The sequence below is a fragment of the Campylobacter sp. P255 genome (genome assembly GCF_003627915.1).
Classification (GTDB): domain Bacteria; phylum Campylobacterota; class Campylobacteria; order Campylobacterales; family Campylobacteraceae; genus Campylobacter_D.
In genome coordinates, this window is the sequence record NZ_NREN01000001.1 from 110,842 (window position 1) to 129,815 (window position 18,974).

An 18,974-nucleotide genomic window follows, 5' to 3' on the forward strand; every position below is an offset into this window, starting at 1 on the left:
ACCTTAAAAATAAAATTTTTTAAAAATATAAATATAACAATTTTAATTCTAAGGAAAGCTTAAAAAGCTATCTAATTCTAGATAGCTTTATTTTTAGTAATTAAATTCAGAATCAATGGCGATTTTTTGAATTGCTTTTTTGTTTTCAAATTTCAAAAGCGGTGCATTTTTATCCATACCTAATACTTTTGCTTTTTTACCATCAAGTAGCAAGGCAACTCCTTCAGGTAGAGCATAGATACTTACACTAGGATTTACGATCAAAAACTCTTCTAATCTTTCTTCACGACTTTCGCCATTATGTCCTGCTGGCTTACCGGAGATAAAATGTGGGTTAATTTGATGTGGGAAGATATTAAAAGTATTAAAAGACTTTGGCTCAACAATAGGCATATCATTGGTTGTTTTCATAGTCGCACCTGCTACATTTGAACCTGCTGACCAACCCACATAAGGCACACCCTCACTTACTCTTTTTGCAATGAGTTCTACCAGGTTGTTATTATAGAGTTGATTAACTAATTCAAAAGTATTTCCACCACCTACAAATATTGCATCAGCATTCTTAACAATCTCAGCAGCATTACCTCTATGCACGCTAATTATTTGAAGTCCCAAGCTTTCTAAGGCTTTAGAAACTTGTGCTTCATATTGATCGTAAGTTTTTCGTACACCTGCATAAGGAATGAAGGCTACTTTTTTACCTTTTAAGTTATTTCTTTCAACAAATTCTTTAAGCCAAGGCAAGGCATGATTTAAATATCCTGTATTTTTATAACCTGAACTTGAAAGCAATAAAGCCTTTTGTTTGTCTTTTGAAAAATTAATCATTTCGTTTGACTTTGCGTTTAATGCTACCGCACTAAAGAGCATAGTAGCTAAACCAAGAGCGCCTATTTTTAACAAACTTCTTCTTTTCATTGTCTTTCCTTTAAAAATATATTTAAAAACTATTTATTTTAATCAATATATTTTTAAAATACAATTAAAAAATAAGAGTTTTTAAAAACACTTCCCTTTCTTTATAATCTGGCATCAAACGATACAAAAAGTTGTAAAATTCTTTTTGGTGATGTGGGTAGATCAAGTGAGTTAACTCATGAACAATGACATATTCTATTACTTTTATGGGTTTTTGCATGAGTTTTAAATTTAAGTTTATATTTGCTTTTTGATGATTGCATGAACCCCATCTTGAGACCATTTCTTTAATGCAAATTCTTTGCACTTTTCTATCAAAAGCAAATTGCCACTTGTGGATAAAAAATTCAAAAACAATCCTTGCACTTTGTCTTATAAAAGCTTGCAAGTGTTTTTGGTCTTTTGCGTATATTTTATCTTTTTGAATTCGTACTTTTTTGTATTTTTCACCCCAAACCAAATGAAATTTCTTTCCCAAAAAATACACTTCATCTTCGGACAAAACCACTCTTTTTAAAGCTAATTCTTTTTCCTTAGCTCTTATCCAAGCTTCATTTTTTTCTAAAAAGTACAAAATATCTCTTTGTTCATAGTATAGTGGTATGCTAAGTTTAAAATTTAAGTTTCTATCTACTCGAAGCCTAAGGTATTTTAGCTTTTTCTTTTCATATGTAAAACGAAATTCTTTAAATTCTAAAATTCCTTTTATACTAATGCTTTGTTTTGCCATTTTTTACTTTTCCATCTATAAGAGTTTACAATACCACGTAAAAACTCATCTGCGCAAAATCCTATCCAAATTCCTAGCATTCCAAGTCCTGCATAAAAACAAAGCACATAACCTACCGGCAAAGACACCCCAAGCATAAATACCACTCCACTTAAAAACGGAAATCTAGCATCTCCTGTAGCTCTTAGTGAATTTACCATGACTATATTGAAAGTTCTTGAAATTTCTAAAAAAATCGAAAGAGTAAAAAGTGGTATCATTAGTTCTTTTAAATTTTCTTCAAGTTTCACCACACCCATGGTAAAGTCTTGCAAAACATAATTTAACAAAGCCACAAAAGCACTTGCAATCACACTAAAATAAAGCGCTATCCAAGTATGCTTATAAGCTACATTTAAATACCTTGCACCCACTAGTTTACCTATGATGATTTCATTAGCTACGCTTATAGCTTGCCCTACTAGCATAATGAGTAAAGAAATTTGAAAATAAATCGTTTGGACACTTAAGCTTTCTTTGCCCAAACTTGCCACAAAGGCAAAAGCAATGGTGTATTGGATAAACCATATCAAATGCTCCCCTGCTGCAAACCCACCGATGTTGAGTATCTTTTTTAAAACCATTTTTTCAAGACTTATCATTTCTTTAAATTTTAAATGAATTTTAAGCTTAAAGCTAAGTATACCCACAAGCATACAAAAAGATATCGCACGCCCTGTTATATTGCTAAGCCCTACTCCAAAAAGCTCTAACTTAGTAAAATGCAACACGTAAAAATTTCCTATGAATATCACAACATTCATTAACAAAGTAGTAAACATAACCCAATAAGCCATATTGTATACTCTTACAATAGCAGCTAATACTATACCCATAGCATCAAAAAACAAGCAAATTCCAAGCATATGCAAGTAAATTTCACTATCTTTTAAAAGTTCATTTGGAATTTGTAAAAGATGAAGCAAAAACTCTCCATACCATAAAATCAAACTTCCACACACTAGTCCAATCAGTGCGTTTAAAAATAAACTTTGATGAATGGCCTTTCTAGCTAGAGTATAGTCTTTAGCTCCTAAAGCTTGAGCGATTACCACACTACAACCTACACTTAAAAAGCTAAAAATAATGATAAACAAATCAGCCACCTGATTACCCGCACCCATAGCTCCAACTAAAAAGTTAGAATACTGCGAAACCATCACAGTATTGATAATCAAAGAAAAATATCTTAAAAACATTTCAAGTAGTATAGGCATACTAAGATGCTTAAGCGAAAGTTGTTTGCTTGCCATGAATACTCTTTATGATAGTAAATTTTGAAAGTATAAAAAGTAATTTTACTTAAAAATTACTTTTTGTAAGCTTTATAATATCTCTAAAATAAATTTATCACCTTTATCTTTAAAAGTAAAGACTTTATTTTTACAAGGATAAGATATGCTATCTTCTTTCATACTAAATGTCTTGTCTTTTAATTTTTCAAGCAAAATAGGCAATTCTTTATTAAATAAAGCCTTATCAGGAATTCCACAACCATGAGTTAAATTTTTTACAAATTTACCATCTATATTTTCCTCATCAATCAAATGAAAATCCACCTCATAACCCAATGCTTTTAAAATTTCCATCATTGAATTTTTATGATCAGATGGGGTTAAGTTCATCTTTTGCACTATGATAACTTGTATAGATGATGTTTTTGTTTTTTTGTGCTTGCAAAATCAAATGATCCTTGTTCAACAAAGCTCTTATTAGGTAGTTTTCATCAGCAAAGTAATAAGGTGAGCTTGGATCTTTACGTGTCCAGTAGGTTTCTACATAACAATAAACCTTACTATTAAGTTCATCTTCATTTAAAACTGCATCTCCTTGATTTAAATCTCTTCCTACAATATACCTCAAAGGCGGTAAAGCAGCCCCTGAATTATCTATCACTCCATCTACATACCAAGGAGCTATTTTCGCACACATTAGCGCTACTAAGCCACCATATGAGCCCCCTCCATAAATTTTTGGTAAAGATTTAAATTGAGGATAATTTTTCACGATATCTTTTAAAGCATTGATATGATCAATGGCAGGCATAATGGCAAAATTTTGATACTCATTATTTGGCGGAACAAAAGTTACAGATAAATCAACTTTATAATCCCTATCCAATAAACCTTTGTCTTTTAGTACAGTCATTTTTTGATCAAGAATATGGTAATATTTTTCTATACTAGCTGTATTATTCAATATTTCAAAATCAACTTTAAATTCCTCAAAGGCTTTTTCAAATTTCCTTATATCATCTAGCAAAAAAGTCATTTCAGCGCTATACTTCTCCACATCAGATCTTCTTTGGCAAAAACAATGATAAAAAACATTTACAGCTACTACATCAAATTTTTTAGCAATAAATTTTCGGTAACTTTCTAAAAAATGTATATTTGCATTAGCTCCATAACCACCTATGATAAAAACCATCGCTTTCATTTCTTTACTATCATCATAAGTGATTCTGTATTCTAACTTACTTTCTCTTTTTATATTTAACTCTACATCATCACAAGAATCTATGAAATAAGTTTCATTTTTAAGCATATCAAGCCTTTTGGAAAATTTGATTAATTATATCATCAAAATTTTCCAAACAAACAAAAATCACCCAAAAGATCCACTTAAATAAGCTTTTGTTTTTTCTTCTTTAGGATTTTCAAAAAATTCCTTACTCTCTCCAAATTCTATCAGCTCCCCTAAATGAAAAAATGCAGTATAATCAGCCACACGTTTACCTTGTTGCATGTTGTGTGTTACCATAATCATAGAAAGATTATGACTTAATTCTTTAATAAGTTCTTCTATTACACTTGAAGATATAGGATCAAGTGCGGAAGTTGGTTCATCTAAAAGCAATAATTTTGGCTTTATAGCCAAAGCTCTTGCAATACAAAGGCGTTGTTGTTGGCCGCCTGAAAGCGCTAGAGCGTTTTGTTTTAATTTATCCTTTACTTCTTCAAAAAGACCCACTTTTTTAAGACATTCTTCTACTAAAGCATCTTCTTCATCTTTATTTTTAATCATTCCATGGAGTTTTGGAGCATAAGAAATATTATCATAAATGCTTTTTACAAAAACATTAGGTTGTTGAAATACCATGCCAACTTTTTTTCTAAGCATAACCAAGTCTTGGTTTTTAACATCTTTTCCTTCGATCTCTACAAGACCATCGGTTTTAGCTATTTTGTCATTCATCCTATTAAAACAACGCAAAAATGTGGATTTTCCACAACCTGAAGCACCTATTAAAGCTGTGATTTTATTTTTTTTAATTTCCATATTAATATCAAATAAAGCTTGTTTTTTACCATAAAATAAATTAAGATTTGTTGTTTTTGCTATCATTTTAATTTTCCTTGAAAATATCTTCTTAAAAGTATTGCAGCTAAGTTTAATATTACCAATAAAAGTAAAAGCACGATAATTCCCGCTGCTGTTCTTTCTAAAAATGCACGCTCTGGCATAGCCGACCATGAAAAAATTTGAGCAGGCAAAACACTTGTTGGTGCAAAAATACTATTTGCCACATCAGGTATAAAAGCTATCATACCTATAATCATCAAAGGTGCGGTTTCACCAATAGCCCCTGCTAGAGTTAAAATAGAACCTGTTAAAATCATAGGCATTGCTAAAGGTAACATAATACCTCTAATCATTTGAACTTTAGTCATACCTAAAGCATATGCAGCGTTTTTTATATTAATATCTACGCTTTTTAAAGCCGCTTTGGTAGATACTATAATAATAGGCAAACTCATGATCGCCAAAGTAAGTCCTCCAGCCAAAGCACTTGAGCGAGGTATCCCAAAAAGATTGATAAACACTCCAAGTCCTAAAAGTCCAAATAAAATACTAGGAATGCTAGCCAAATTATTTATACACACCTCGATAAAATGGGTAAATGCATTTTGTGGAGCAAATTCTTCTAGGTAAATAGCTGCTCCAACTCCAATTGGCACGCTAACTACCATGCATACTACCATCACAAGTAAGGTTCCAACCACAGAAGCAAAAATTCCTGAATTTTCAGGTGACTTAGAATCTCCATTAAAAAAGAAATTTGTATTAAAGCTTAGCTTAATTTCTTGCTTTTGAACTAATTCATCAACTAGATTTTTTTGCTTATCATTTAATTTATTATAATTTTTTTTCATATACTGATCTACTTCTGAATTTGCCAAAAGCCAAGATTTTTCTTTAACTTGACCTGTTCTTATTTTTCTTTGTTCAGCGCGCGATAAAAGCTCATAAGAAGGATTATTTCTATCAGCTTCTACATAAATATAAGTTTGCTTAAAAGCCCATGTACCTAGATATCCTACACTTGATAAAAAAACAAAAAGAAAGATAAGATTGATATAAAATCCCATCTTGCAAAATCTTTTAAAATTTTTCGAAGCTTTTTTTCTTTGCTTAAAAAGTTTTCTCATAAATTTTTCCTTTTATGAAAGCGATTTATCAAATAAACGCTAAAAATATTAATGATTAAAGTAATGATAAAAAGCACAAGCCCTAAAGAAAATGCACTTAAAGCTAAAGAACTATCAAAAGCTTGATCACCGCTTAATGCTTCTACTATTTTGACGGTTACTGTTGTCATATCTTCTAAAAAATTCATTGTTAAATTTGGACGCAATGAAGCCGCCATAACAACTATCATCGTTTCTCCTAAAGCTCTTGAAAGCCCCAAAAGACAAGCTGCGACTATACCCGGCATTGCTTCTGGTAAAATCACCGCAAAGATAACTTCTTTTTTGGTCATACCTAAAGCATATGCACCATTGATCCTTTTTAAACTTACTGCTTCAATGCAATCTTGCGAGAGCGAAGCTACTATAGGAATTATCATAACACCCATGATAAAACCAGCTCCCAAAGCACTTTGAAAACTTGCTTTAATACCCAAAAAAGAAAAAAACCATACTATAAAAGGTGCCACCACTATAGCTGCGAAAAACCCAAAGACAACTGTAGGAATTCCTGCTATGGTTTCTAAAATAGGCTTGAAGTAATTTTTAGATTTTTTACCTGCAAATACTCCAAGATATATCGCGCACATTACACCCAAAGGCAAGGCTGTTAACATCGCTATAAAAGAAATATAAAAAGTTCCCCAAAACAAACTCAAAGCACCAAAAACTCCGTGCTTACTACTTCCATCAGCACCTACAAATGCAGCATCTGCTGCCCACTGACTTGAAAATAAAAAAGTCAACACGCTTTCTTTTTGAAAAAACTTCAATGCTTCGATTAAAATTGTTAGCATAATAGCAAAACTCACGATCACGCTAACAAAAGCACAAAGAAAAAGCGTTAGTTTTATTATTTTTTCTTTTATCAATTTTACATCCTAAACCAAAAAACTCTTCCAGCTTTAACAAGCTCATCAGTTAATAAAGTTTTTTCTTTTATATGCTTTTGGGTTGCTTTTAAAGTTTCTTCATCCAAAGGAACCAATCCTATTTTTTCTAATTCCGCTCCACTTTTAGCTAGATCATCACTCATATAAATTTTTGCAAATTCAAATACTTCGGGATTTTTCTTAGCGTTTATATATATAAATAAAGAACGCGCTAACTTATACTTTCCTTTAGAAATATTTTTTTCATCAGCCTTTACATTGTCAATATATACAGCATTAACCTTATCATCATTACTAGCTAAAAATCCGTATCCAAAAAGCCCAAAAGCTTCTTTATCAACAGAAAGTTTTGAAATAATTAAATTATCATTTTCTCCACTTGGTATAAAAACTCCATCTTGGCGTATAGTTTTATATGCACCTTTATATTCAGGAATTTTTTTAGAAATATCTACCATTACAAGTTCTTCTATACTATCTCTTGTTCCTGAACTTGATGGAGGACCATAGATTGTAATTTTTCTATTTGGTAGGTTTTTATTGATTTGTTGCCAATTTGTATAAGGATTTGGGATTAATTTCCCATCTTGTGGAATTTCTTTAGCCAAAGCTAAAAATAACTCATGTAAGCTTATATTTAATGGAGTGTTGATTTTATTTTGCGCTAAAACTATGCCATCATAACCTATCATAACGCCGACTATATCGCTTACACCTGATTTTTTACAAGTTTCAAATTCACTCAGTTTAATAGCTCTTGAAGCATTAGAAATATCAATAATTCCTTCGCAAAACACTTTAAAACCGCCACCCGTGCCAATACTTTCAACTATAGGTGTTTTTGTATTTTTTATAACAGCATATTCTTCAGCAACAAAAGAAGTAAAAGGATACACAGTAGATGAACCTGCTATTTTTAATTCTGCTGCATTTAAGCTAACAAAACAAGCCATACTTAAAGCTAAAAGTTTTTTCATTTTTTCTCCTTAGTTAAAAAGTAATGCAAATTTAAAAAAACTTGGAAACATTTTGGATACATGTATTTTTTGATATAATTTTTATATGTTAAATATTATTTTGATAGAAGATGATAAAGACTTAAACGAATTAATCACACTAAGACTTAGTCAAGAAAGTATGAGAATTTATAGTTATTTTGATTTTTTTGACTTAGAGACCTTTTTAGATACCAATGAAATAGACTTGATCATCATGGATAGAAACCTGCCAAGTGGCGATAGTGTAGAAATGATCAAACAATTAAGAAAAAAAGGCTATATAGAGCCTGTAATTTTTCTTAGCGCAAAGACTTTACAAAAAGACATTTTAGAGGGTTTTGAACAAGGTTGTGATGATTATATATGCAAACCTTTTGATTTTAATGAACTTTTATTTAGAATCAAAGCCGTAACTAAAAGAAATAAAACTCCAAAAGAACAAATTTCTTATCAAGATTTTACCTTATATATAGAAGACAGAAAACTAACCTATAAAACAAATATATTTGAAAATTTATCAACCCTAGATGTGGAATTACTCAAGTGTTTTTTTAATCACAAAAATCAACTTCTAAGCCGTCAGTTTTTAAGCGAGCAAGTGTGGAAAAATGACACAACAAGTGATAAAACGATCAATACAGCTATTTTAAGATTAAAACAAAAAATTCCACAGATTAAAAAAAATATCATTTCAGTGCGTTCGGTAGGTTATAAATTGTGCTAAAAATAAAAACATTTTTCTTTTTTATACTTGGATCTTTTTGTATCGCTTTTTTTGTATTATTTTATTTTTTTAATGAAAGCTACATTAACACTACAGTAAAAAATACCTATGAGCAAAAGCTAAAAACACTCAATGATGTTTTACAATTTCAGTTATTAGATACATTAAATTCTAACAATATAAACCAATTTGCCCTAGAAACTAGAGCAGATTTTATCATCAAGCAAGATGATACTATTTTTTCATCATTAAAAGATTATTCTTATTTTTTAAATCACTTCAAAGCTGATTTTACTCATAATTTTTACAAGCAAAAAGAAATTTATTTTAAAGCTTATACTTATAAAAATTACCAATATATCATCATCGTTTATCCTAAAATACACTCTTTGGTGCAAAATTTTTGGATCAAAAACATTATAATTTTTTCTTTCTTTTTACTTGTACTTGCTGTGTTTTATTTAATTGTTTTTAAGTATTTTAAAGTTTATTTTCAAGAATTATTATTGTTTGTTAAAAACATCAAATCAAATTCTAGTTTCACCACAAGTTATAATTTTTTCTATGAATTAAAAAATTTAAATTTACGCTTATTGAAAATCAAAAAAATACTCATTAAACAAGAATTAAAAAACAAAAAACAAGCTAAAAAAATTCAAATCAAAAACACCCAACTAAGCAATGTAATCAGCACTATATCGCACGAACTTAAAAACCCCATAAGTGTCATAGATTTGAGCTTGCAATCTTTAAAAGAAACTAATGATAAAAATATGAAATTATTTTTACTTGAAAAAATTCACAAACAAAGCGTAAAAATTAACCAACTAACACACAAACTCAATTTTGTTTTTAATCTTAATTTTGATTCTTTAAATTTGGAAAAATTTGACCTATATGCTTTAAGTAAAAATTTACTAGAAAGTTTCAAAGATGATAGATTAAAAATTCAAGGCCAAATAAGCTTTATCAAAGCAGATCGATTTCTCATAGAACAAGTCATCATTAATCTAATCGACAATGCCTTAAAATACAGCAAAAAAGAGGTGTTAATCATCATAAAAAATCAAAATTTTACTATCATAGATCAAGGCATAGGCATAGAAGAAAAACATCTTAAGTTGATAACAAAAAAATTCTACAAAGTAAGTTCAACACAAAATAACTCTTTTGGACTAGGATTGTTTTTAGTTAAAAAGATACTTTCTTTACACAAAAGTTCTTTAAAAATTCAATCTAGCCCACAAAAAGGTAGCATTTTTTCTTTTAATATTGATCTATAATCTTTATTAATGTATTTTTAATCTAGTTCTGATTAATATAATGAAATAATTTACACAAGGAGAAAAAATGCTTTCAAAAGAAGTAGTGGCTTTATTAAACGAGCAAATCAACAAAGAAATGTATGCAGCAAATTTGTATTTAAGTATGAGCTCATGGTGCTATGAACATAGCTTTGATGGTGCGGGCGCGTTTTTGTTTGAGCATGCAAGAGAAGAAAGCGATCATGCTAGAAAACTCATCACTTATTTAAACGAAACTGATTCTAAAGTAGAATTAAAAGAAGTAAAAAAACCTGATAGTGAATTTAAATCATTGCTTGATGTATTTGAAAAAACTTTCGAGCATGAGCAAAGCATTACTGCTTCTATCAATAATCTCGTTGATTTTATGCTTTCAAGCAAAGATTATTCTACTTTTAACTTCTTGCAATGGTACGTAAGCGAACAGCACGAAGAAGAAGCACTTTTTAGAGGCATTGTAGATAAAATCAAACTCATAAGCGACAATGGCAATGGCCTATACATGGCAGATCAATACATCAAAAGCTTGATCAACCATTAACTTTTATCTAGCTTCCTTTATTTTAAAATTCTGGAAGCTAAAATCTTTTGTTTTAAAAGATATCTTGTAAAATAAAAGAAATTTTGCTAAAATACCTTTTATTTAAAAGGATTTTTATGCAAATGAATGAAATTACCGATAAACTAAAATTTATACTCCAAAAAGAAGGCATAAAAAACGCCAAAGATTCTGATGTAGCTAAAATGCTAAATATCAACCCCGATACTTTCTATAGTATGAAATTTAGAAACTCCATACCTTATAAACAAATACTTCATTTTCTCAATGAAAGAAATATCAATATCAATGCATTTTTTTATGAAGACTCTCTTGAGAGCAATACTCCTTCACTTGATCTAAACTATAATGTTTTAAAATATTATGATGTTAATGCCTCTATGGGAGGTGGGGCTTTAAATGATAATGTAAGTTTTTCTGAAGTAATTATAGATGAAAAGCTTAGTGATTTTTTTGGCTCTAAAGATTGTGATATCATTCCATGTATAGGAGATAGCATGGAACCTGAAATCAAAGATGATTCTTTGTGTTTAGTAGATAAAAGCAAAAGTTTTAAAGAAGGTGGAGTTTTTGCGGTAAATACCCGAGATGGTTTATTTATCAAACAAATTTTTAAAAGTAATAAAGGAGGAGTTTATCTACACTCTTTTAATCTAAGCTATGCAGATGTACATTACCAAAACGGTGATTTTTTAATCGTTGGTAAGGTGGTTGGTACCATTAGTAGAATTTAATAAAAACTATCATTTCTCTTTCTATTTGATAATTATTATTAATTATATTAATAATTTGTTAATAAATTACGCTTTTTAAGTTAACTTTTATTAAAAAATAGTCAAAATTATGTTTTAAAGTTAATGGATAATAAATAATACCATTTTTATCTTTTAACAAAAACTACATGAAAGGGAAGTTATGAAACACAATCTAGCTAAAGTCGCTACCTTTGCTTGTATAGCTTTGGGCATTGGTTTGGGTACGCAAGCTTTTGCTTCTTCAGAGCCTAGAACCCTTGATGGTTACGTGGCTCAAGAAGATGCATTTTTTGACTATCTTTACAAAAACCACCCTATTTTCAAGTATGAAAAAGAAGGTCGTTTAGTAGGTAAATTTACCCATAGCGATAGAACAGAAAATTGGGTTGTTAATCAAAACGGTGCTAAATTTGCAAAAGAACATGATTTAAAACAAGCTTCTATTACGTATCGTTTGCCTTATGAGTCTTTTTTGGATTTTCCAAATAAATTCGTAGGCCCAAAAAAATGTGGTGAATGCCACCCTGCACAGTATGCTTCTTGGGAAAGATCTCGCCATGCTAAAACCGTGCGTTTTCCACACGAAATGGAAGAAGTTGGCGGAGCTGATGGTTTAAAAAAACCTATGTATAATTCTCAAGCTACTATCTTACCTGATGGAATTTACCCTAATGATGTTTATGCACTCATTGGAACTCCAAGAACAAAATACGGCTTTATAGATAGATGGCTTGTGCGTGGAACTTACCATGTTGAAGATGGAAATTTGAGTGATTTAAGTGGTAAATTAACTGCTGGTGGTAATCAATTTTCAAGACTTTGGAGTGAGTTTTTAACACCTGAAATGGCACAAAAAATAGCAGCATTTGCCCCGGGTTTCCCTACCAAAATGGAAGACTTTGGTGGAAATGGTTCTCAAGTTTGGGGGACAAATTCCTATGCTGCAACTTATAAAGAAAAAGCAGTATTTCAACCTGCAACTGCATATTGTGAAACTTGTCACACATTCAAATTTGACTTTAAAAGCAAAGAAGAATTTTACAAAGCCTTAGGCAATCCAAAAGAACTCCAAAAACACACCATTTCAAAAGGTATTACTTGTGAAGAATGCCATGGAGCTGGAGCTCACCTTTATGGTGCAAGAGGTGCGGGTATGCCATCAAACTGTGAAAGATGTCATCAAAGATTTTCTTACAATGAAACTGATGCTAAAATCAATCCTAGAAAACCATTTAATGCATACTTTAAGTCAAGCTGTCCTGCATGTGGAACAGAAGGTGCACAGATGTATTCTTCAGCACACTATGATAAAGGCATGAGATGTAATACTTGCCATGATCCACATGAAGTAACCTTTAATGATTGGAAAAGTGGATATACTAAAACAAAACTTAAAAAAACTTGCAAAGACTGCCATGAAACACAAGCTAGCTTTTTCAAAAAAGGTGGAATTCACGCAAAAGACAATTGTACAGCTTGCCATATGCCAAACATGATGAGTTGTGAAAACTTTGGTGCGGTTCAAAACCCTGACAAAGGTGGTTTTGATAATGTAAGAGCTTCACATATTTGGAATATCAAAGTAGATAAAACCGCAAAAACACTAAATCCACCAGAAGGAAAAGAAAGATCTCCTAAAGTAAGTGGTTGGACTATAGCTAGAGATGATGAGGGTAGATTTTTCCTTGATTTGATGTGGAGTTGTGGTAGAACAAGCTTTAGCGATATCAATCTAATGGGACCTGGTGCAAGTGGTTGCCATAGTCCAGTACAATCAACTCTACCTGAAAAACTTCATTTTAGCAATCAAGAAATGATTTATGATAAAGTTATGCAGTGGCAAAACCCTGTTAAAGAAGGCTATGAAAAAATCAGACAAGGCATAGCAAACATTGATAAAACTTTTGCTGAAAAAACTAAACTTTCAGTAGAACAAAAATCAAAAGTCTTAAGCCTAACTAATCAAGCTCAAGCCATAGCTGATAGACTAGAAAAAGATGGATCTTGGGGTGTTCATGGACCTGCTTATTCTAAAAAGATCATAGAAGAAGCGTTGATTTATATCCAAGAAGCACAAAATATCCTAAATGGTAAATAAAATAAAGGAAGAATATAACATTCTTCCTTGTAAATAAGGAGCTAGTCTTGAAAAATTTAATTACACGATTTTTTATTGTTTTTTTTGCTCTTTTTACGCCATCAGGATTTGTTTTTGCTGAGGCAAATGGAGAAATAGGAACAATAGAAGGTGTCAAAAGCATTAGTTTAGCTCAAGCTCAAGCAATGCTAGATCAAAATAATACTTATTTTTTTGATGTCAATTCAGAGCAAGATAGACAAACTAATGGTTATATACCTAATTCTATATCAACTTATGTTGAAAATTGGCAAAATTTATTACCACAAGATAAAAATGCAAATTTAGTATTTTATGGTTTAAATCGTTTTAGATTTGAAGCTTCTCAAGCTGCTGCTGTTGCTATAGAACTTGGCTATAAAAACTCTGTTGTAATGCTTGATGGTATTGAATCATGGGTAACATCAGGTAGAAAAGTCGAAAAAATCGACACTGTAAAATGGGAAAAAGCTAAAGGGATTATTGAATTTAAAGATACGATTCATTCAAGATTTAAATTTAGCAACACTCCTTCTTGTCGTGATTGTCACGCGCAAAAAGACAAGGGTATTAGAGCTGATATTGCAGCAAGTAAAAATCTAATTAACCAAAAATGTGCTACTTGCCACGAAAAAGCAAGCAATGCTTTAGCAAAAAGCGCTCATGGGGTGCAAGAATTTCTACCAAATCAAAGCACAGAAAAGAAAAAAGAAAAACCTTCTTGTGCGACTTGCCATTCCATCCATGTTAGTCCAAAGCATTCAGGTGTTTATTCACAAAAGCAATTAGTGGATCAAAAATGCGCACAATGTCATAAACAAAAAACCAAAACATTCCATATGACTTTTCATGGTAAAGGCATGGTATTAAGCACACCAGGGGAAACTCCAAGTGTTGCTACATGTTCTGACTGTCATGGTAAGCACAATATCTTAAAATCTACAGAGAGAAGTTCAACTTTATCTCCTATTAACCGTGTTCAAACTTGTCAATCTTGCCACCCTAATTCAAATGAAAATTTTGCAAATTGGATGGCGCATGCTGATCATGGAGATGGAGAAAACTATCCTGGTTTACATGGTGCTTATATTTTTATGACTATTTTAGTTATCTCTGTGTTTGTTTTCTTTGGTGCTCATACTGTACTTTGGTGTTTGCGTTTAATTGCTATGCGTATTAAATACCCTAAAGAATGGAAAGAAGCAAGAAAAGCAGCTCATGAAGATAGGGTAAAAGTAAGAAGATTTACCACCTTACATAGAATTCAACATTTCTTTATGGCGGCTAGCTTTTTAGGACTTGCTTTTTCAGGTTTGCCACAAAAATTTTATGACTCACCATGGGCTAAACCTATGATCGATTTAATGGGTGGAGATATCGTTCATGCGGCTACTATACACCATATATCCGCGATTGTAATGTTTGCGGTGTTTTTCTCACATATTGGAGAAATCATCATTGTCAATTGGAAGCGTCGCGATGTAGCAAGAGATCCAATAACCGGAAAAATAAGTTTTATAAAAGTCTTAAAAGCAACCTTTGGTCCTGATTCTTTAATGCCAAATTTACAAGATCTAAAAGATATGAAAGATCATTTTAAATGGTTTTTTGGCTTTGGTCCAAGACCGCAATTTGACCGCTGGACTTATTGGGAGAAATTTGACTATCTAGCAGTATTTTGGGGTATGTTTATCATCGGTATTTCAGGGCTTGTTTTATGGTTTCCTACTTTCTTTGGTAAATTTTTGCCAGGTGAGGCGATCAACCTAGCAACCCTACTTCACTCTGATGAAGCATTGCTTGCTACAGGATTTATTTTTGCAATTCACTTCTTTAATACACATTTTAGAGCAGATCGCTTCCCTATGGATATGGTGATTTTCTCAGGAAGTATAAGCGAAGAAGAAATCAAGCAAGAAAGAAGTGTATGGTATAAACGCTTAAAAGAAAGTGGTAAATTAAGCACTTTATATGAAAACAAAAACACCTCTAAAGCATATCAATGGTTGGCTAAATTTGTCGGTTTTGCGATGTTATTTACTGGCTTGGTGTTTTTGTTTTTAATGCTTTATACTTTCTTTAACACTATCTTATAACCTTATTCGCTATAATAGCGAATAAGGACTTTTTCCAACTTCTTTAAGGATGTAAAAATGTTTAAAACAATACTCTTACTTAGCCTAACTTGTGTTTTTTTTATAGCATGCTCTAAGGAAGAAAAGCTTGATTCTAATTTAATCTCAAGTGGTACGCAATTTTCCAAAGAAAATTCACAAAAAGCAAAAGATCTAGATAAAAAATCTTACGAAGAAATCGCGCATTTATTTAAAGACAATACCAATATCAAAAGCGATGAAAAAAACATCTTAATCATCTTTAGTGCTAATCACTGCATATACTGTGATAAACTAAAAGAAGAAATAGAAAATGACAAAAAATTACAAAAAATGATACAAGATCAATATAGTTCTTATTATATCAACATAAGTTATAAAAAAATTCATACATTTTATAAAAACCACAAAAGCGATCTAAGCACCGCTGAACTTTCTAGTATTTATAATATCGTAGCAACTCCAACGGTTGTAATTTTAAACCAAAACTACCAAACCTTGCTTAATTACCCTGGTTTTATAAGTGCAAAAAGATTATACGCTACTATGGATTTTTTAAATAAAAGTGAAAATCAAAAATTAGATGAAGCAAGCATAGCGCAAAAGCTTATTCATTATTATAAAGACAACAATATTTAAAGGTTGCACAATGCGGTATTTTTTTTCTTTTGCAATGAGTTTTTTACTTATGAGTGTTTATGCTATAGCATGTGCTGTGGCAACTTTCATAGAAAATGACTATGGCATTAGTGCAGCTAAAGCTTTAGTTTATGATAATGCTTGGTTTGACATGCTACATTTATTACTAGGACTTAATTTAGCCGGAGTAATAATCTATAAAAAACTACTACAAAAGAAAAAATACGCGAGTTTACTTTTACATTTTTCTTTTATCATGATACTTATAGGAGCAGGACTTACGCGGTATTTAGGCTTAGAAGGTGGAATGCATATAAGAGAAAGCCAAAGTTCTAACATCATAGCCACAAGAGAAGAATTGATAAAAATAACCGATCTTGATACCAATACAAGCGTAGAATTTCCCATCAGTTTTACACCGCTTAGTCAGAAACATTTTCAAAAAACTTTTAGTTTTGGCCATCAAAAGCTAACCGTAAGCTCCATTAACTACACTGCGCAAAAAGACTCTGTAACACCTGCGAGCTTAACACTAAATATTCATTATCAAAATCAAGATAAAAATATCACTTTAAATCCAAATTTCACAGACAAGGTGGCAACTTCATTTTATTTTCAAAACAAAGCTTTTGAGATTAACTGGGGTCCAAGAAAAATCGAACTTCCTTTTGCATTGTATTTGGAAGATTTTATACTAGAGCGCTACTTAGGCTCTATGAGTCCTTCTTCTTATACTTCAAAAATCAAAATCATAGATGAAAAAAACCACATCTATCAAAACTATGATATTTTTATGAATAATGTTCTTGATTATGGTGGATATAGATTTTTTCAAAACTCATACGATCAAGATGAGCAAGGAACAATACTTTCAGTCAATAAAGATCCTGGAAAAATTCCAACCTATATAGGATATACTTTATTGATCTTAGGATTTTTATGGGTTTTATTTGATAAAAATTCAAGATTTCACCGCCTCAATGCTTATCTTAAAAAAGGACAAAATTTAACATTATTAACTTTACTCTTTATAGGCTTACATACTCCACTTTTTGCTCAAGAAAATAAAAATGATATTTTAAATTTAATCTCCCATATCCAAAAAAACTCATACACACATTCTTTAAATTTTGCCAAATTACTTGTACAAGATCACAATGGAAGGATAAAACCTTTAGATACTTTAGCGATGGAATTTATCCATAAAATCACCCAAGAAGATGATTTTTTAAATTTACACTATGATCAAATCTTTTTAGCCATGATGATTTATCCTAATGAATTTAGAAAAATCAAAATGATCTCTACTAAAACTAAAGACTTAAGAAAACTAATAGGCACAAATATCAATGAAAAACATATTGCATTTGATGATGTTTTTGACGATGGAGTATACAAGCTTAGCAATTATGTCGAAGAAGCTAATCGAAAAACCCCTTCACAGCGCACAAAATTAGACAAAGACTTACTCGCCTTGGATGAAAAAATCAATCACGCTTATTATATTTATAGTGGACAAGCTTTAACTATACTACCTGATGTTAACGAGCAAAGTCTAAAATGGTTTTCTCCTGTGCATGCTTTACCTTTTACTAAAGAAGATATTGAGCGCTTACAAATGCTTTTAGTGAATTATTTTTTACAAACTCGCAATGGCATTGAAAACAATCAATGGCAAAATGCAAATGAAATTCTACAATCTCTAAAAGATTTTCAGCTTCACTATGGCAGCAAGGTTTTACCATCAAAAGAAAGAATAGAGCTTGAAATACTGCTAAATCACTATAATATTTTCGATAACCTCACCTTTATTTATATCAGTTTTTCACTTGTATTTTTTGTTTTGAGTTTTTATGTTATATTAAAAAACACTACTTTATCTTCTTGGGTATATGGGTTTTTTTATATTATTTTGAGTATTTGTGTGTTAATACATGCACTAGCTTTAATCATTCGTTGGTATGTAGGCGATCACGCTCCTTGGAGTAATGCTTATGAAAGCATGGTTTACATAGCTTTTGCATGTGCGATAAGTGCCGTGGTGTTTTTTAGAAAATCATTCTTAGCCTTATGTGGAGCAAGTTTTTTAGCAGGGATTGCACTTTTTGTTGCACATCTTGGTTTTATGGATCCACAAATTGGAAATTTAGTTCCTGTTTTAAAATCATATTGGCTTAATATTCATGTGTCTATTATAACAGCAAGTTATGGATTTTTAGCGCTTTGTTTTATACTTGGAATTTTAAGCCTAATCCTTTTTGTCTTAAGAAATCAAAACAATCATATCGATAAAAATATCTTAAAACTGCATTGTATTAATGAAATGTCTATGATCATAGGACTTGCGATGCTTACTATAGGAAATTTCTTAGGTGGAGTATGGGCTAATGAAAGTTGGGGGAGATACTGGGGTTGGGATCCAAAAGAAACTTGGGCTTTGATTTCTATTGTAGTTTATACCATGGTATTACACTTAAGGTTTATTGTTAAAACTAGTTTTATTTTTGCTTTTGCAAGTGCTAGTATTTTGGCATTTTATAGCATATTAATGACTTATTTTGGAGTAAATTTTTTCCTTTCTGGTTTACATTCTTATGCCAATGGAGATAGTTTTAATATACCTATTTATGTTTATATCTTAACAATGCTCATTTTGATTTTAATACTACTAGCAGGAAGAAAAAGAAATATCAAAACGCCTAGTTTTTAA

15 protein-coding genes and 1 pseudogene are annotated in these 18,974 nt (G+C 31.0%); 8 read left to right on the top strand and 8 right to left on the bottom strand.

The annotated features are described in order from the left end of the window. Positions 1-93 precede the first annotated feature (93 nt). From pepE to CKA54_RS00625, 8 genes and pseudogenes are all read right to left on the bottom strand, one after another. Positions 94-921 (bottom strand): dipeptidase PepE, encoded by an 828-nt coding sequence (gene pepE, locus CKA54_RS00590; RefSeq protein ID WP_120759097.1) that lies wholly within the window; start codon positions 919-921, stop codon positions 94-96. Between the two features lie 64 nt (positions 922-985). Beyond that, the gene (locus tag CKA54_RS00595; RefSeq protein WP_120759098.1) at positions 986-1,651 is read right to left on the bottom strand and encodes a M48 family metallopeptidase; all 666 of its coding nucleotides are present in this window, start codon (positions 1,649-1,651) and stop codon (positions 986-988) included. Then, positions 1,627-2,943: an MATE family efflux transporter gene (locus tag CKA54_RS00600; RefSeq protein WP_120759100.1), complete on the bottom strand. Its 1,317-nt coding sequence runs from the start codon at positions 2,941-2,943 to the stop codon at positions 1,627-1,629. The genes CKA54_RS00595 and CKA54_RS00600 overlap by 25 nt, the downstream gene beginning before the upstream one ends. A gap of 72 nt (positions 2,944-3,015) precedes the next feature. After that, positions 3,016-4,237, bottom strand: a pseudogene (locus CKA54_RS00605) (DUF2920 family protein). Positions 4,238-4,297: 60 nt separating this feature from the next. Next, on the bottom strand, positions 4,298-5,038 hold the full coding sequence (gene pstB, locus CKA54_RS00610; RefSeq protein WP_120759102.1) for a phosphate ABC transporter ATP-binding protein PstB: 741 nt from the start codon (positions 5,036-5,038) through the stop codon (positions 4,298-4,300). Continuing rightward, positions 5,035-6,123 carry a phosphate ABC transporter permease PstA gene (gene pstA, locus CKA54_RS00615; RefSeq protein ID WP_120759104.1) on the bottom strand — a complete coding sequence of 363 codons (1,089 nt, stop codon included), beginning with the start codon at positions 6,121-6,123 and terminating at the stop codon, positions 5,035-5,037. Before pstA ends, pstB begins: the two co-directional genes overlap by 4 nt. Continuing rightward, entirely contained in the window at positions 6,120-7,034 is a 915-nt protein-coding gene (pstC, locus tag CKA54_RS00620) for a phosphate ABC transporter permease subunit PstC (RefSeq protein WP_120759106.1), read from the bottom strand. Before pstC ends, pstA begins: the two co-directional genes overlap by 4 nt. Before the next feature lie 2 nt (positions 7,035-7,036). Further along, the gene (locus CKA54_RS00625; RefSeq protein WP_120759108.1) at positions 7,037-8,032 is read right to left on the bottom strand and encodes a substrate-binding domain-containing protein; all 996 of its coding nucleotides are present in this window, start codon (positions 8,030-8,032) and stop codon (positions 7,037-7,039) included. 85 nt (positions 8,033-8,117) lie between these two features. On the opposite strand from CKA54_RS00625, the gene CKA54_RS00630 reads away from it, so the two are divergent. The 8 genes from CKA54_RS00630 (at position 8,118) to ccsA (ending at position 18,974) form a co-directional block, all read left to right on the top strand. Continuing rightward, complete coding sequence (locus tag CKA54_RS00630) at positions 8,118-8,777, top strand: response regulator transcription factor (protein WP_120759110.1); 660 nt, start codon at positions 8,118-8,120, stop codon at positions 8,775-8,777. Next, positions 8,771-10,060, top strand: coding sequence for a sensor histidine kinase KdpD (locus CKA54_RS00635; protein WP_120759111.1), 1,290 nt, complete (start codon positions 8,771-8,773; stop codon positions 10,058-10,060). Before CKA54_RS00630 ends, CKA54_RS00635 begins: the two co-directional genes overlap by 7 nt. Before the next feature lie 67 nt (positions 10,061-10,127). Then, positions 10,128-10,622 (top strand): ferritin, encoded by a 495-nt coding sequence (locus CKA54_RS00640; protein ID WP_120759113.1) that lies wholly within the window; start codon positions 10,128-10,130, stop codon positions 10,620-10,622. Positions 10,623-10,738: 116 nt separating this feature from the next. Then, positions 10,739-11,374 (top strand): LexA family transcriptional regulator, encoded by a 636-nt coding sequence (locus CKA54_RS00645; protein WP_120759114.1) that lies wholly within the window; start codon positions 10,739-10,741, stop codon positions 11,372-11,374. 181 nt (positions 11,375-11,555) lie between these two features. After that, entirely contained in the window at positions 11,556-13,493 is a 1,938-nt protein-coding gene (locus CKA54_RS00650) for a multiheme c-type cytochrome (protein WP_120759116.1), read from the top strand. A 47-nt stretch (positions 13,494-13,540) separates the two neighbouring features. After that, the gene (locus CKA54_RS00655) at positions 13,541-15,607 is read left to right on the top strand and encodes a rhodanese-like domain-containing protein (protein ID WP_120759118.1); all 2,067 of its coding nucleotides are present in this window, start codon (positions 13,541-13,543) and stop codon (positions 15,605-15,607) included. A 57-nt stretch (positions 15,608-15,664) separates the two neighbouring features. After that, positions 15,665-16,264, top strand: coding sequence for a thioredoxin family protein (locus tag CKA54_RS00660; protein ID WP_120759120.1), 600 nt, complete (start codon positions 15,665-15,667; stop codon positions 16,262-16,264). A gap of 10 nt (positions 16,265-16,274) precedes the next feature. Continuing rightward, positions 16,275-18,974 carry a cytochrome c biogenesis protein gene (gene ccsA, locus CKA54_RS00665; protein ID WP_120759121.1) on the top strand — a complete coding sequence of 900 codons (2,700 nt, stop codon included), beginning with the start codon at positions 16,275-16,277 and terminating at the stop codon, positions 18,972-18,974.

Coding starts and splice junctions, on each gene's coding strand:
- pstA (WP_120759104.1), bottom strand. CDS start 6,123: ATGAGAAAACTTTTTAAGCAAAGAAAAAAAGCTTCGAAAAATTTTAAA.
- CKA54_RS00640 (WP_120759113.1), top strand. CDS start 10,128: ATGCTTTCAAAAGAAGTAGTGGCTTTATTAAACGAGCAAATCAACAAA.
- pepE (WP_120759097.1), bottom strand. CDS start 921: ATGAAAAGAAGAAGTTTGTTAAAAATAGGCGCTCTTGGTTTAGCTACT.
- CKA54_RS00645 (WP_120759114.1), top strand. CDS start 10,739: ATGCAAATGAATGAAATTACCGATAAACTAAAATTTATACTCCAAAAA.
- CKA54_RS00630 (WP_120759110.1), top strand. CDS start 8,118: ATGTTAAATATTATTTTGATAGAAGATGATAAAGACTTAAACGAATTA.
- CKA54_RS00650 (WP_120759116.1), top strand. CDS start 11,556: ATGAAACACAATCTAGCTAAAGTCGCTACCTTTGCTTGTATAGCTTTG.
- pstB (WP_120759102.1), bottom strand. CDS start 5,038: ATGATAGCAAAAACAACAAATCTTAATTTATTTTATGGTAAAAAACAA.
- CKA54_RS00660 (WP_120759120.1), top strand. CDS start 15,665: ATGTTTAAAACAATACTCTTACTTAGCCTAACTTGTGTTTTTTTTATA.
- CKA54_RS00625 (WP_120759108.1), bottom strand. CDS start 8,032: ATGAAAAAACTTTTAGCTTTAAGTATGGCTTGTTTTGTTAGCTTAAAT.
- CKA54_RS00595 (WP_120759098.1), bottom strand. CDS start 1,651: ATGGCAAAACAAAGCATTAGTATAAAAGGAATTTTAGAATTTAAAGAA.
- ccsA (WP_120759121.1), top strand. CDS start 16,275: ATGCGGTATTTTTTTTCTTTTGCAATGAGTTTTTTACTTATGAGTGTT.
- CKA54_RS00600 (WP_120759100.1), bottom strand. CDS start 2,943: ATGGCAAGCAAACAACTTTCGCTTAAGCATCTTAGTATGCCTATACTA.